12 protein-coding genes are annotated in these 14,596 nt (G+C 43.3%); 3 read left to right on the top strand and 9 right to left on the bottom strand.

Annotated features, from left to right (window positions below):
• Nucleotides 1-85: 85 nt before the first annotated feature.
• The 6 genes from MKY54_RS26995 to MKY54_RS27020 all read right to left on the bottom strand — a co-directional run bounded on the left by MKY54_RS26995 (nucleotide 86) and on the right by MKY54_RS27020 (nucleotide 8,889).
• On the bottom strand, nucleotides 86-1,756 hold the full coding sequence (locus MKY54_RS26995; RefSeq protein ID WP_076128677.1) for a response regulator: 1,671 nt from the start codon (nucleotides 1,754-1,756) through the stop codon (nucleotides 86-88).
• A gap of 21 nt (nucleotides 1,757-1,777) precedes the next feature.
• Complete coding sequence (locus MKY54_RS27000) at nucleotides 1,778-2,644, bottom strand: protein-glutamate O-methyltransferase CheR (RefSeq protein WP_051491113.1); 867 nt, start codon at nucleotides 2,642-2,644, stop codon at nucleotides 1,778-1,780.
• A gap of 79 nt (nucleotides 2,645-2,723) precedes the next feature.
• Nucleotides 2,724-6,392, bottom strand: coding sequence for a response regulator (locus tag MKY54_RS27005; RefSeq protein WP_248549643.1), 3,669 nt, complete (start codon nucleotides 6,390-6,392; stop codon nucleotides 2,724-2,726).
• A 2-nt stretch (nucleotides 6,393-6,394) separates the two neighbouring features.
• Complete coding sequence (locus MKY54_RS27010; protein WP_248549631.1) at nucleotides 6,395-7,561, bottom strand: fused response regulator/phosphatase; 1,167 nt, start codon at nucleotides 7,559-7,561, stop codon at nucleotides 6,395-6,397.
• Nucleotides 7,562-7,798: 237 nt separating this feature from the next.
• Nucleotides 7,799-8,323, bottom strand: a complete 525-nt coding sequence (locus MKY54_RS27015) for a hypothetical protein (protein WP_248549630.1) — start codon at nucleotides 8,321-8,323, stop codon at nucleotides 7,799-7,801.
• 59 nt (nucleotides 8,324-8,382) lie between these two features.
• The gene (locus MKY54_RS27020; RefSeq protein ID WP_036680224.1) at nucleotides 8,383-8,889 is read right to left on the bottom strand and encodes a DUF948 domain-containing protein; all 507 of its coding nucleotides are present in this window, start codon (nucleotides 8,887-8,889) and stop codon (nucleotides 8,383-8,385) included.
• Between the two features lie 189 nt (nucleotides 8,890-9,078).
• On the opposite strand from MKY54_RS27020, the gene MKY54_RS27025 reads away from it, so the two are divergent.
• A complete protein-coding gene (locus MKY54_RS27025; protein WP_036680225.1) occupies nucleotides 9,079-9,246 on the top strand; it encodes a DUF1328 domain-containing protein in 168 nt (55 codons plus the stop codon).
• A 219-nt stretch (nucleotides 9,247-9,465) separates the two neighbouring features.
• The gene (locus MKY54_RS27030; protein ID WP_076128684.1) at nucleotides 9,466-9,843 is read left to right on the top strand and encodes a hypothetical protein; all 378 of its coding nucleotides are present in this window, start codon (nucleotides 9,466-9,468) and stop codon (nucleotides 9,841-9,843) included.
• 220 nt (nucleotides 9,844-10,063) lie between these two features.
• Here the strand turns inward: MKY54_RS27030 and MKY54_RS27035 are convergent, their stop codons facing one another.
• A complete protein-coding gene (locus MKY54_RS27035; protein WP_076282662.1) occupies nucleotides 10,064-11,143 on the bottom strand; it encodes an SH3 domain-containing C40 family peptidase in 1,080 nt (359 codons plus the stop codon).
• A 204-nt stretch (nucleotides 11,144-11,347) separates the two neighbouring features.
• Nucleotides 11,348-12,217: a cation diffusion facilitator family transporter gene (locus tag MKY54_RS27040; RefSeq protein ID WP_076128688.1), complete on the bottom strand. Its 870-nt coding sequence runs from the start codon at nucleotides 12,215-12,217 to the stop codon at nucleotides 11,348-11,350.
• Nucleotides 12,218-12,351: 134 nt separating this feature from the next.
• Here MKY54_RS27040 and MKY54_RS27045 point away from each other — a divergent pair, with 134 nt between their 5' ends.
• A complete protein-coding gene (locus tag MKY54_RS27045) occupies nucleotides 12,352-12,537 on the top strand; it encodes a hypothetical protein (RefSeq protein ID WP_036680230.1) in 186 nt (61 codons plus the stop codon).
• 328 nt (nucleotides 12,538-12,865) lie between these two features.
• Here MKY54_RS27045 and MKY54_RS27050 read toward each other — a convergent pair whose 3' ends face one another.
• Nucleotides 12,866-14,491, bottom strand: coding sequence for an ATP-binding cassette domain-containing protein (locus tag MKY54_RS27050; RefSeq protein ID WP_036680232.1), 1,626 nt, complete (start codon nucleotides 14,489-14,491; stop codon nucleotides 12,866-12,868).
• Between the last annotated feature and the right edge of the window lie 105 nt (nucleotides 14,492-14,596).

A 14,596-nucleotide genomic window follows, 5' to 3' on the forward strand; every position in this document is an offset into this window, starting at 1 on the left:
CCTGATAAATATTTTCTATATTAATAACCTCATAGTCCTACCTTTGAAACAAATAACATTAAAATATAAACTAGTAAATCTTGGGTTACGCCTGAAAAATAGAGGTATCTGTTTCAACCATCCGATTATCGCTGCTAGAATACCGAGAGATAATCTGCTTAATACTACTCATCTTAAGTGGCTTGCTGATATAGTCATCCATTCCTGAGGCTTTACAGCGATTCTGGATGCCATCCATGACATTCGCAGTCATTGCAATAATAATAGTCTTCTCAGCCGCCGGACCGCCTTCTCGACGGATTTGAGCGGTTGCCTCCAGGCCATCCATTACTGGCATTTGGAGATCCATAAAGATAAAATCATAGGGCTGCTTAAGCGCCATTTGCACAGCCTGTTTCCCGTCCTCAGCCATATCAGCTTCATAGCCGAGCTTATCTAGCATGCTAACCATCAGACGCTGATTGATAGGATGGTCATCTACAACAAGGATTCGGCTTCTGCTCTCCTGATTAAGAAGAAGATGAGGCGATTCCTCTTCTTGATAACCTCCTGTCAAATCTTCTCCAGGTACGGATGCTTGTATCGTAAAAATAAAGGTAGCTCCTTTTTGCTCCATGGATTCTACCCGTATTTCTCCGCCCATCATGCCTACAAGGGATTTACATATGGCTAAACCAAGCCCTGTCCCCCCGTATTTCCGTGTCATTGAAGAATCCAGCTGTGAGAACGGTTGGAACAATCGGTCGCATTTCTCTGGAGAAATACCAATTCCAGTATCCATGATCGTGAACTCGACTTCTACCTTGTTCCCAGATGTTTCTTTGATGGAAGCGACTAAATAGACACCGCCTTGATTCGTAAATTTAACTGCGTTAGCAATCAGATTAATTAATACTTGGCGTAAACGGGCCATATCTCCATATAAAAGTCTAGGCAACTTCTGATCGATAAAATAAGCGAGCTCCAGGTTCTTTTTTCCCGCTTCCACCGAAAAGAGGCTGAACACCTCTTGAATACATGTGCGAAGTTCGAACAGCTGCTCTTCGATTTCCATTTTACCGGATTCCATTTTGGTGAAATCAAGAATATCGTTTATCACCGTAATCAACGTGTCTGCACTTTTCCGAATGATCTCTGAATACTCCTTCTGCTCAGGAGCAAGGTCAGTCTCCATTAATAAATCAATCATACCCACTACGCCATTCATTGGTGTACGAATCTCATGACTCATCATAGCCAGAAATTCCGACTTCGCTTTGGAGGCGATCTCCGCCTCTTCCTTAGCCTTTACGAGCTCACTATTTATGATTTCCAGTTCTTTCGTCTTTTGCTGCAGCAGCATGGTCTGAGTCTGATGCTTCTTGCTCGTAATATACATCTCGACAAAACCTTGTATCTTAGACTTCAGAATTTGTGGAATGAAGGGCTTGACCATATAATCAATAGCCCCTGCAGAATAGCCCGCGAATAAATGCTCCGCTTCCTTACTATTCGCAGAGATAAAGATAATCGGAATTTCCTTTGTTTTTTCTCTGGCTTTAATCAACTTTGCGGTCTCGATCCCATCCATACCTGGCATCTGCACGTCCAGTACGATGACAGCAAAATCATACCTTAACAAACACCGCAGCGCTTCTTCGCCGGAGGTGGCTTTGACTAGCTCATAATGCTGGCTTTCAAGTACCGCCTCCAGCGCCAGCAGATTTTCAGGACGGTCATCTACTAGTAGTATATGAATTGGTTCTTGAAACCCCATAGGACCACCCTCCTTCATGCGTTATTTTATGTTACGGTATATTTTTTCTACTCTGTCCAAAGACTCATAACAATCGCTGTACTTCGTAAAGTGAATGGATTCTTTAGAGCCTAGAACAAGTATTCCAAAACGACTTAAACTTTCATGAAACAAGCCGTGAACATGATCCCGCAGCTCATCATTGAAATAGATCATCACATTGCGGCAGAAAATAACATTAAACTCATTAAAAGAAGTATCTGTAGCCAAGTTATGCTCAGCGAATATAATGTTTTTGCGTAAATATGGCTGTAAAATAACCGAGTTATACTTCGCTGTATAGTATTCAGAGAATGCCCGGGTACCTCCCGCCTCCAAATAATTCTTAGTGTATTGCTTCATTCTGCTAATATCATAGACGCCTTCCTTAGCCTGCTGTAAAGAACGCTCATTCATATCTGTGGCATAAATCCGAGCCTTATCGTAAAGCCCTTCTTCATGAAGCAGGATGGCCATAGAGTATACTTCTTCACCAGTGGAGCATCCAGCATGCCAGATACGAATATAGGGATAAGTCCTCAACAACGGAACTACCTTCTGGCGAAACGTTAAAAATAACCCCGGGTCCCTAAACATTTCGGTAACCGGAATGGAGAGACTATAGACAAATCGTTCAAAACAGGCACGATCATGCAGCACCTTTTCTTGCAGCGCGGATATGCTGTGTACATTCTCCGCATGCACATGATGCCAGATACGTCGCTTCAAAGAAGGCAACGCATAATTCCGGAAATCATATCCATATAAACGGTGTACTCCATCAAGGAGCAGCTCGATCTCAATTTGCTCCAACTCGTCACTTCCTACCATAACGGGCTGCTCCTCATATCCGTGTTCTATCGCTTTCATTGTTATCCCGACTCCCTTATTAACACACCGTAATTCTAGTCATGTTAGTTCTTAAAAAGGTATTACCCCAAATTTGAGTTTACGAATACAACCAGACACGCATTAACGAAAGAAGTTGACCTGTTGCGATCGGTTTCTTCATATAATCAGAAGCTCCCGCTTCAATACATTTGGCGCGATCCTCTTTCATTGCTTTGGCGGTAAGCGCAATAATAGGCAGTTTCTGATATTGCGGCATTTCACGGATTCGGCGCATAGCTTCATATCCGTCCATTTCCGGCATCATCATATCCATAAGCACGAGATCAAAATCTTCTTGCTCTACCAGCATTTCCAGCGCTTCACGTCCATTCTCCGCAAACTTCACTTCCATGTGGTATTCTTCCAGTACACTAGAGAGTGCAAAAACATTACGAATATCATCATCGACGAGCAGTATTTTCTTCCCTTCGAATAACTCTTCTTTGTTATGCAGCTTCTGCAAAATTTTACGTTTATCTTCCGGAAGATTGGCTTCTACCCGGTGCAAGAACAACGTTGTCTCATCCAGTAGTCGTTCCGGAGAACGAACATCCTTAATAATTATGGATTCAGCATACTTGCGGAGCTGTGTCTCCTCTTTGCTATCTAAATCCTTACCTGTATAAATAATAATAGGAAGATCATTTAATTCTTCATCATCACGAATCTGATCCAGCAATTCAAAGCCGTTCATATCCCCAAGCATAAGATCCAGAACCATACAATCATATCTCTGCTTGCGCAGCTCCATCAGTGCCTCATTGCCGGTTGATACCGCGGTGATAGCTACATCATCGTGACCGATCAATTCCATAATGGAACGACGTTGAATCTCATCATCTTCAACAATCAGAAGGTACTTCACTGTGCTGGACGTATAGTTCTCAATTTGTGAGAAAGCCCGCTCCAATGCTTCTCTTGAAGATGGTTTTCTAAGATACGCCATAGCTCCCATCATTAATCCTTGCTTCACTTCATCGTTCACTGAGATAACATGAACAGGAATGTGACGGGTCTGAGATGCACTTTTCAGCTCTCTAAGGATGGTCCAGCCGTCCATTACAGGCAGCTGTATATCGAGAATGATCGCATCTGGCAAATAAGTTTTTGCCATCTGCAGTCCTATATCGCCTTGAAGCGCTACTAAACCTTTAAATCTGCGCCCACGAGCCATGTCTAGCAAGATTTTCGCAAAGCTTTCATCATCTTCAATAATAAGCAGGACTTTGTCATTCGCCGTCAAATTGTCACGGTCATCCTCAATCGTCAGTTGTGGAAGGGGTACATTAACGGCTGCTGGCACTAAGGTTGGAAGCATGTCTCCAATATATTCATCATATGTTGAATCCTCTTTGGACACAGCAGCTTCTATTTCTGCAGGTTGTTTACTGTAATTTGCCTTCACCGGCAAATACAAAGTGAAGGTACTGCCTTGTCCCTCACGGGATTCGAGCACAATAGCTCCACCCATTATACGAACCAATTCACGGCTGATCGACAATCCCAGGCCCGTGCCTCCATATTTACGGCTGGTAGTTCCATCTACTTGCTGGAAGGCTTCGAATACAATATCTGTTTTGTCAGCCGGAATACCAATGCCACTGTCCTTCACAGCAATAGCAATATATTCATTATCACTCGGCAGATTTAGTGGCAAGAGATTACTATCTGCCGGGCTAACTGAAAACTCGATAAAACCTTCGGTTGTAAATTTAAAGGCATTGGAAAGCAGGTTTCTTAAAACCTGCTTCAACCGATGACTATCGGCAATTACGCTATCTGGCAGCGGCTCGTTAAAGGCTATCCGTAAGGAGAGTCCTTTTTTGATCGCCTGCGGAGCAAAATTCTGCTTCACAAAGCTTTTCAGCTCAGTCAGTTTAATTTCTTCATGATTCAGTTCCATTTTTCCTGCATCAACCTTGGACAGGTCTAAAATTTCATCAATCATCTTAAGCAGGTCAGCACCTGACATATAAATCGTATGGGCAAATTCAACCTGCTTCTCCGTTAAATTACCATCCTTGTTCTCGGTAAGCAGCTGGGACAAGATCAGCAGACTGTTGAGCGGCGTCCGCAATTCATGGGACATGTTCGCCATAAATTCCGATTTATACTTACTAGTCACGGATAATTGCATAGCCTGTTTCTCTAGCTGAACCTTAGCATGCTCAATTTCATCTTTTTTCTCCTCGACCTCCTGCACTTGTTCCTCTAGTGCACGAGTCTTGGCGACGAGTTCCGTATTGTAATGTTCCAATTCCTCCTGTTGACGTTGCAGCAGTTCTTCTGAACGCTTAAGTGCGTCCGTCTGCTCTTCCAAGTTCTCATTGGAACGACGCAGTTCTTCTTGCTGAGTCTGCAGCTCCTCTGACTGACATTGCAGTTCTTCCGTAAGTGCTTGTGACTCACGCAGTAATTTCTCTACAATCAGACGACGACTAATATTATTGAAAATAATGCTTAAATTATTCGCAAGTTGTTGCAGCAAATCATTTTTCAGACTGCTAAATGGCTGGAATGAAGCGAATTCTACTACACCGAGCAGCTCGTCTTCAAAAATAAGCGGATGAATGGAAATATATCCTGGCTGTGAATCCACAAAGCCGGATTTCACGGAGATATAATCTTCAGGAGCCCGCTCCAATCTGATTGGGTGCATATCAAGCGCACTTTGTCCTACAAGCCCTTCTCCAATCAAAAAACCTTCCTTTGGTTTCTTATCGTTATCTACTGCATAATAACCACTGCTTCGTAAAAAATCGGGACGATTAGCATCCTTCAAATACACAGCTCCAAACTGGGCTCCGAGCACAGGGGTGAACTCGTTGATAAAGGTCTGTGAGACCTGATCCAATGAGCTAACCCCCCGGAGAAGTTCTGTCACCTGAGCAACATTTGCATTCAGCCAGGATTGATCATTCTGTGCCTGTGCATAAGCCTGTTCCATTTGCTGTTTCTCTTCAAGATCTAACGCCATTTTCTTAAAGACAAGGGCAACCTCACCAATCTCATCTTTCGAAGTAACCTTTATGCGCCTTATGGCCCGGATTCTGCCGTTGCCAAAGCTGGTAATCATCATCGAAACGACATTAAGTCCCCGCGTAATGCTTGGAATGATCCATAGAACAACTCCAAGTCCAAGTAATAGACCTACAATCATCATCAAGATGACCATCTGAGTAGAGCTTTGATAGGCATCTTTAGCTTTTGCGCTCTCTTCATTCATAATAAAGGCATTATAATCAGAGAGACTGTTCAGAGCATTTAACACGGCATTCTGAATCGCTTGTCCCTCTGTGTTAGAATACGTACTGGCATTCTGGAAATAACCAGCTGATAGCAGCTTCAATATTTTTTCCTGATAATTTAGATAGATCGTATAAGAATCATCAATTTGATTAACGATCTGCATCTCTTCAGCGCTAGTCATTGATTCTTTTATTTTGTCGTAGTGCTCATTCGCCTTAGCTATTTTTTTATCAATCTCTTTTTTTTGTGATTCTACCGTTGATGTATCCGCACTTAACATGGTCGTCGTTAATATGCGCGCCATATCATTCACTTCTCCACGCATACCTGAAGAAGAGCGCCCCTTCATATATCTATCCTGGTAACCCTCAAGCTGACCATTCATATAATCCAAACGATCGTATCCAATCATAGTAAGTGCCAGCATAATCGCCAGCATCGCACTAAAACCAATTAAGAGTTTAGCCTTTATTTTCATCCTCATTCTGTTCCCTTCTTCAGTGAGATCCACACTATACATTTGTCATCGTCACGCTCTTTAGGAACATCAGCATTGAAAAAAGCAGCCCGTATAGTTTCTTCCTTCCATTCATGCTCAACATTTAAATGCTTAATCATAAACTTCAGCTGCTCTTCCTGTTCACCCTCAACCAGCTCCAGCAGACCATCTGTATAGAGAACCAAATGCCCTTCATCTTCGTAGGTCAAGCTCTGAGGCTGAATATCAATCCGTTCAAACAGGCCTACAGGGTGACAATTACTTTCCAGCAAGACCGGAGTCATAGCTGCGCCCTCAAAAAATAGCGCAGGTGGATGCCCGGCGTTAACGTAGTCAATACGCTTTATACGAGTGTCGATCACAAGATAAATCGTCGTAAAATAATATTGAATCAGCTTTTTCTCAATATAAAGTTGGTTAAACCTTCGATTGAGTTCCTGAATTACCTTTTCCGGCTCTACATAGGTAGTTACCGTATCCTTTAATACTGACGCAAGGAACATGCAAAAAAGAGAGGACGATATACCGTGTCCCATAATGTCCAGGAGGATTACGCCATATCGGCCATCCCCTAGGGGATACCAAGCATATAAATCACCCGCCAATTCAGAGGAAGGCTGATAGATAGCATGCACCTCGAAATTCTCTTCCTGCAGGGGTAGGCTGAGTACAGCATTCTGCACGAGTGCAGCCAGTCTCAATTCCTCCTGAATCCGCTGATCCCGTTCCTTATGCCAATCTTTCTCACGTTTCAACCGCAGAGCAAGCCGAATCCGGGCCATTAGCTCCACTTTATTAATAGGTTTCGTAACATAATCTACTGCACCTGCATCCAGCGCTTCGGCCAATTTCTTAGAATCGCCTACAGCTGTAACCATTATTATTGGAATATCCTTAAGATGTTCGTATTGCTGCACAACACGACATGCTTCGATCCCATCCATTTCTGGCATCATCATATCCAGTAAAATCAGATCAATATCTGACATCCGGGGACGTCCATCTTCACTCCCCGAACCGATTCCAAGCCGTTCCAGCATCTCTTTGGCAGAGGATGCGGTTACGAAATTTCGGTAATCTTCTTTTTTCAGGATTTCACGGATAATGATAACATTAGTCGGATTGTCATCCACGATTAAGATTCTCATCATCTTCACCTCACACGAGTAGTATTACGACCGTAAAATTCTGCAAACCTATTAACTATATCATACGCTATTTTACAGTGTTATTTCTATTTTCATAATATGTAAATATAGTCATAGGATCAATTTACGTATTCAGCAAAGTAACCTCCAGCCCCACTATACCTAGTGGGGCTGGAGGTTACTCTATTCTAAAGACAGCCTATGTTTATTAACCAATTTGCTCAAATATGAAACACATTAGGAAGAAATACTATCAAATAAATCAATTCCTTCAAATTCACCCGCCAAATTTCGATATATTTTGAGTGCATTATTCCCTCTCAGGTATACATCCCCATCTTCGGCTATAAAATACGGTTTGCCCAAAGTATCTTGCAGATTATCTGTTAAAGGATCGATTTCTACGCCATCTACATGTAAACCGAACTGCTGTGCTTGCGGAGGTGCAACATGTACATAAAGTACAACACCCTCGCCCACACCCACTGTCACATCTGCGTAGTGGTACTCCACTGTCTCTAGCAATGGATCATTTGTCACCGCAAGCGGATTGCCTTTGGTCAGAAGCAGTTCTTCCTTTGTGGTGTATAAAGCAACACCTTGCAGAGAATCAAAGTGATTTATATATGGGCTGGATGCTGAAGCATGTTCAAATGCGAGAACCGACTTAGGTTGTTCAATAAAAGTAGAGATAGGCGCCAACTGTGGAGACGCATCAAAGTATGGGAAAAGAAGACCAAATAAAAGGATCATCATGTTCATGTTGTGTCCCACCTTTCTTATCTGCAGCCACCGATTACAGAAGCCTTACTATCTTATGCTTAATGACGAAATTTTTTCCAAAGAGTTGCAGCTACGTCTACACCTTTTAGCACTGTAGCTATTTTTCCCGGTGACTTCTCAGCATAAATGGCATCATAGGAGTTAACAGTACGTTCTTCAGCAGGAGTTAACGGAGCTTCTTTTATAGAGACTTCCTTACTCTTCTCCTTCAGCTCACGCGATTTACGATATTTCTCAATCACTGTGACTGACACTTGTTTGACCGTTAAGGTTAGCTCATTCATAACATCACCCAGATTCTTGACAGAATCGATGACTGGGTCAATCTTCTGAATCTTATGCTGTACATCGGCAGTGATTTCATTTGCGTGTCTGACCGTCGTTTTCACTTCATAAGTAAGCTCATCCATCGTCTTCTGTACTTCCACCAAGGTTTGGCTGACTTTGTCGAGTGAATCCTTTGCCGACTTTAAAGTTTTAATTAAAAAGAAAACAAGTACTGCGAATGCAATTGCGACGAGTGCTACACTAAGTTCAATGATCATATTCATAACCCCTTCCATATCTCATAAATATCGGCTAATCAGCCTTGTATACTGCATAGTTACCCCTGGTCCCATAAGCCGAAACATCTTGTCGAGCGTTGTCAAGAGTCCCTCTTCCCTTTTGTTTCAAAATCAAAGTCCCCGTTTATACAATGACTACATTAATCAAAAAAGGATAGGTGATATGTAATGTTAAAATGGTCCGCAATACTACTTGTAGTCGCAGTAATCGCCGGAATCTTTGGTTTCTTCAACCTAGTAGCTGCCGCTGCTGGTCTTGCTAAGATCCTGTTCTTCGTCTTCCTGGTTCTGTTTGTAATTTCTCTCTTCACGGGACGCAGAGGCAGATCTATGTAGCCCCTCTTATTAATGGTGTGACTGTTGTATCCCTCCCATATCTATCCATATATCTTATTCATCATGCAGAAAGTATAGGTCATTCCTGCACAGATGTCACTTGAGAAAATAAGAAATGTTGAATGGGTGGTTCATCACGCATCAATTACGTTTACTAGCTTATTAACAAACAGCGCTTTTGGAAAAAAATACATCCAACCCCCACAGGAGGAACCAAACATGAAAAAAATCGCCAGCCTTACAGTAGCCTTAGGACTTATGGCTTCCATTGCAGCTACAGCTTCAGCAGCTGAAGTAACAGGAACTACTACGGCTCCTGCAACCGTAACTGGAAGCACTTACAGCAATTCTTTTGAAACCATTATAACTCCAGCGGATATGAGTCCAGCTACACCGCAAATAGTGCTGACTGAGAAAACACCTTTCTACTTTTCAGTCGGAGGTATAATTCCAGCAGGCTGGCTTGGCGTTCAGACTCTTGATACAACAGGTGAAGTCATTTCGGATACTTGGGGTAATGAATGGAGAGAAATTTACACTTGGCTAGGAAAAGCATGGGTTAAGGTTCCTGTATCAGCCAATGTGATTTTGCCATAATTAATCAATAAGCGAAGAAGGGGTGTCCCAAGAGCCAAGAAAATGGCCGATGGTACTGCCCTTTTTTTATGTGGAGAGTACATATTCTGAACAGATAAACAGGAAGAGCTACCCCTTCAGTAGAGAATTCTACTAAAAGGATAGCCCTCTTGCGCGTACGCCCGCCATCGTTCACCCGTCACAAACATGCGATGCTGTCGCTTCCTGCATTTTCATATATTTAGCGAATGACCGAACCTCCGTAGAGAAAACGATTCATCCAAGAAGCGCTTAGTTTATCTACTCTTACCCCGCCTGAAGCTACGGAATAAGTTTGTAGAACTTGTCCATCTCCTAGATACATTGCAACATGCGATATTCTAGCTGTAGATTTGTCGATTCCCTCATAAGCAGAAGCAGAATTCCCCTTATAATCCATAAAGAACATTAAGTCGCCGCGCTTCAAATTGGAAATAGACGTAACCACCGTACTATTCGACTTCACCCAATCTCCCTGTTGACGGGAATCCGCCGGCAGTTTGAGATTGGCTGCATCCATAAAAATTTGCCGGATGAAGTCCGAGCAATCAAAGGTGCTTGTATCATTTCTGCTGGAGCCATACTCATAAGGCGTTCCTAGATATCCCATACCTGCAGCAATCACCCGTTCGATTTGGGCTGAAGCCCCCGGTGTTGTTACAGGTGGTTTGGGTGTAGGCGTTGGTGTAGGCGTTGGTGTTGGTGTTACCGTTCCAGATCCCCCACCGTTTCCTGAAAGTGTACTATATTGTTCACTTGAACTTATATATCCGATGCTACCATCCGCCGCTTTAACTTGATACCAGTAACTGTTAGGCTGCGCCAGAACTTCTACTTTTTCTCCCTTATTCAAAAGCTTCATTATTTTCCCGCTTGTTGAAGGTGAAACTCGAAGATTCACACCATACTTAATGGTGCCAGTTTGTGCCGATGGTGTCGTTACTGAAGCAGAGGATACACTGATATATTTATCTCCTGCACTTGTATAACCCACTGAACCATCAGCCGTTTTTACTTGATACCAATAGCTGTTAGGCTGCGAAAGGATCTGCACTTGATCTCCCTTTTGCAAGTACTTCACTATTTCTCCGTCAGTAGAAGGGGTGCTGCGAAGGCGAACACTAGCCTCGATCACACCTGTTTGAACGGCTGAAGCTGCTGTAACTGAATTAGATGAACTTGAGGCTGCCGCTGCTTGTCCAGGAGCAGATACTCCTAAACCTGCAACAATTGCAGCAGATACTAACAAAGATGCTGTAATTTGCTTATGTGATTTGATCATACGTTCCCCCAAATTCCATGATGAGATTTCAATAAAGGATTGTACTACATTATTCCTTTATGCCCTCATTATAGGCTTGCCCGGGATTTGGAACATGCTCCAAATTTCACATATAATCATGCCACTTTATGGTAACACACAGGTCTAAAGTCTCGATTTCTCCTTGAATATGTGTTATTTTTCCTTAATATAGCATTTCGCGATTTATTTTTTAGGTTCCACGTGCACCTGCACATTCATAATATTATGCATTTTGCTCATTCTTTCTTCGATGGAATCACTTATTTCATGACCTTCCGTCACAGAAATATTCGCATCCACTTCCACTACAACATCCACATGCACATGATTACCATGAACCCGTGCCTTCACATCTTTAATCTCTTCTACTCCCGGCGTTCGAGCAATCGTACTGCGTAGATCCATCAATTTATCTTGATCAAAGCCATCGGTAAGCCGATAGGTCGAATCACGAAAAATATCCCAAGCGGTCTTGGAGATAATGAGTCCGACAAGAACAGCTGCTGCGGAATCAATCCATGGCAAACCAAACTGTGCACCCACAATCCCAACTGCGGCTCCAACACTGACCATTGCATCAGAAAAATTATCCTTAGCCGCTGCCATAAGTGCCCCACTGTTAATTTGTTTGGCCAGTCTTTTGTTATATATGTATACCCCCATCATAGCTACTGCACATACAATAGCCACCCCTGCCGACCAGAGCTGTGGCGTTTCTTTTGTACGATCGAAAAAGGACCGCACCGCCTCCACAATCACTTGAAGGCCCACTACCGCCATGATAAAAGAAGCCAACAACGCCGCTACGGTCTCTGCGCGGAAATGCCCGTAAGCGTGGTCAGAGTCAGGTGGCTTCCGCGAAATCCGTAACCCCACCAGCACAGCTATGGATGCCACGATATCTGTTAAATTGTTGACCCCGTCCGCTACGAGTGCGCTAGATGCAAATAAATAACCACAAACCAGCTTAAATGATGATAGGATGAGGTAAGCCGCTATGCTTACCCAAGCTCCTCGTTCGCCTTTACGTATATCTTCGTAAATATCAGTCATTCTTGGCTCCCCCTCTTTTCCCCCGATTATTTAAAATACGGAAAAGAATTCTTTCAATTATTCTTGCCCTTGTGGCAGCATTTAAAAACAATTAGAATAAAGTGTAAGGACTTGCTTCGAAGGAGGTTATCATAATGAGCGAAAGCAACGATAAAGGTAAAATCAACTTAGCGGAAGCTATCCGTAAAAAACTGGAACAGAAGAAGCAACAATCTTCCTCCAAGCCTGGATCCACATTTCAGGCCGGTTCCGCCAAACCGCTAAAAAGCCAAAATAACAAAAAGCCTAACAACCAACGCCGTCGTACTGGCGGATCTTAGTATTTACTTATACTTAAACATAAACGGCTGCGAATCCCTCGGGGAAACGCAGCCGTTTATACGTTCGTCCTGCCTGATAGGATGGATTAGAACTCTTCAAATTCATAATTGCTTCTCTTTAATGTACGATTAGCCAGCTGAAAACATGCGCTTTGGGAACCCTCAAGGGCTAAAGACTCCTGTCTTGGAAGCCCCGCGTATACTCCCCGTAGAATTCTACTTGTTAATAACTTTTCAAAATCGAAATTATAAAGACAGCTACCCTGATCCTAAAAAGGATTAGAGTAGCTGCTTCATGGGGTTCCTTCCGCATAGCGGAATTTAAATATTATACTTCTACAGGATACATGCGCTGGCGCATTTCCTTAATTTCTGGATTCTCCAAATATTCATCGTAGCTCATGGAGCGATCAATTACACCTGTAGGTGTAATCTCGATGATGCGGTTAGCAATGGTTTGGATGAACTGATGGTCATGGGAAGTGAATAGAATCGTGCCATCGAAATCGATCAGCCCGTTATTCAGTGCTGTGATGGATTCCAGATCCAAGTGATTGGTTGGTTCATCGAACACAAGCACGTTCGCGCCGTTGAGCATCATTTTGGCCAGCATACAGCGAACCTTCTCGCCCCCGGACAGCACACTTGCTTTCTTCAGTGCTTCTTCTCCGGCGAACAACATACGGCCCAAGAATCCACGCAGGAAAGTTTCGTCCTGATCTTTAGAATACTGGCGTAGCCATTCTACAAGATTCATTTCCACACCATCGAAATAGCTGGAGTTGTCTTTCGGGAAATACGCTTGAGTTGTAGTTACTCCCCATGTATATTCTCCCGCATCCGCTTCTTGCTCTCCCATAATCACATCAAACAGAAGGGATTTAGGCTGGGAGTATGGGCCTACAAAAGCAATCTTATCCCCTTTGTTTACTACAAAACTGATTTCATCAAGAAGCTTTTCACCTTCCACCGCTTTGGACAAACCGCTGACTGTCAGCAATTGTTTACCCGCTTCACGTTCAGGTTTGAAGTTTAGGAACGGATATTTACGGTTGGACGGACGAATATCGTCCAGGGTAATTTTCTCAAGTTGCTTCTTACGTGATGTCGCTTGTTTAGACTTGGAAGCATTGGCCGAGAAACGCTGGATAAATGCCTGCAATTCCTTGATTTTATCTTCCTTCTTCTTGTTCGAATCACGCTGCAAAGCTTGCGCAAGCTGACTGGACTCATACCAGAAGTCGTAGTTGCCGACGTACATCTGGATTTTGCCAAAATCAATATCCGCAATATGCGTACATACTTTATTCAGGAAGTGACGGTCATGGGATACGACGATAACAGTACCTTCATAGTCCATGAGGAAATTCTCTAACCAGCCAATAGATTCGAGATCCAAGTGGTTGGTAGGCTCATCTAGCAGCAGGTTATTCGGACGGCCAAACAAGGCTTGCGCCAAGAGTACCCGTACCTTTTCATTGCCGCTCAGTTCGGCCATTTTTTTGTCATGCAGTTCACGCATAATTCCGAGACCAATCAGCATGGCAGCTGCATCTGGCTCAGCATCCCAGCCGTTAAGCTCAGCGAACTCACCTTCAAGCTCCCCTGCACGCAGGCCATCCGCTTCTGTGAAATCGGACTTCGCATAAAGCGCGTCCTTTTCTTTCATAATTTCATAAAGACGTGTATGACCCATAATTACGGTCTCAAGTACCGGGAATTCATCATACTCAAAATGGTTCTGTTTGAGTACTGCGAGACGTTCGCCCGGTGTAACATGTACCTCACCGGTATTTGCTTCGATCTCACCAGACAGAATTTTCAGAAAGGTTGATTTACCGGCACCATTGGCACCAATCAAACCGTAGCAGTTACCAGGGGTGAATTTTATGTTTACATCTTCAAAGAGAGCGCGTTTTCCGTAGCGGAGTGTTACGCCGCTTGTGCTAATCATTACGCATTACCATCCTTTTCACTTAGGGTTTCGGCTCATTATAGCATAAATAGAGAGCAAAAAGCCCGTAAAATAGCCTTTTCAGCTGTTCTCTCCAATACTAAA

This window comes from Paenibacillus sp. FSL P2-0121 (assembly GCF_037975345.1).
Taxonomy (GTDB): Bacteria; Bacillota; Bacilli; order Paenibacillales; family Paenibacillaceae; genus Paenibacillus_AQ; species Paenibacillus_AQ odorifer.

Coding starts and splice junctions, on each gene's coding strand:
- MKY54_RS27015 (WP_248549630.1), bottom strand. CDS start 8,323: ATGAACATGATGATCCTTTTATTTGGTCTTCTTTTCCCATACTTTGAT.
- MKY54_RS27000 (WP_051491113.1), bottom strand. CDS start 2,644: ATGAAAGCGATAGAACACGGATATGAGGAGCAGCCCGTTATGGTAGGA.
- MKY54_RS27020 (WP_036680224.1), bottom strand. CDS start 8,889: ATGATCATTGAACTTAGTGTAGCACTCGTCGCAATTGCATTCGCAGTA.
- MKY54_RS27050 (WP_036680232.1), bottom strand. CDS start 14,491: ATGATTAGCACAAGCGGCGTAACACTCCGCTACGGAAAACGCGCTCTC.
- MKY54_RS27035 (WP_076282662.1), bottom strand. CDS start 11,143: ATGATCAAATCACATAAGCAAATTACAGCATCTTTGTTAGTATCTGCT.
- MKY54_RS27025 (WP_036680225.1), top strand. CDS start 9,079: ATGTTAAAATGGTCCGCAATACTACTTGTAGTCGCAGTAATCGCCGGA.
- MKY54_RS27010 (WP_248549631.1), bottom strand. CDS start 7,561: ATGAGAATCTTAATCGTGGATGACAATCCGACTAATGTTATCATTATC.
- MKY54_RS27030 (WP_076128684.1), top strand. CDS start 9,466: ATGAAAAAAATCGCCAGCCTTACAGTAGCCTTAGGACTTATGGCTTCC.
- MKY54_RS27045 (WP_036680230.1), top strand. CDS start 12,352: ATGAGCGAAAGCAACGATAAAGGTAAAATCAACTTAGCGGAAGCTATC.
- MKY54_RS26995 (WP_076128677.1), bottom strand. CDS start 1,756: ATGGGGTTTCAAGAACCAATTCATATACTACTAGTAGATGACCGTCCT.
- MKY54_RS27005 (WP_248549643.1), bottom strand. CDS start 6,392: ATGAAAATAAAGGCTAAACTCTTAATTGGTTTTAGTGCGATGCTGGCG.
- MKY54_RS27040 (WP_076128688.1), bottom strand. CDS start 12,217: ATGACTGATATTTACGAAGATATACGTAAAGGCGAACGAGGAGCTTGG.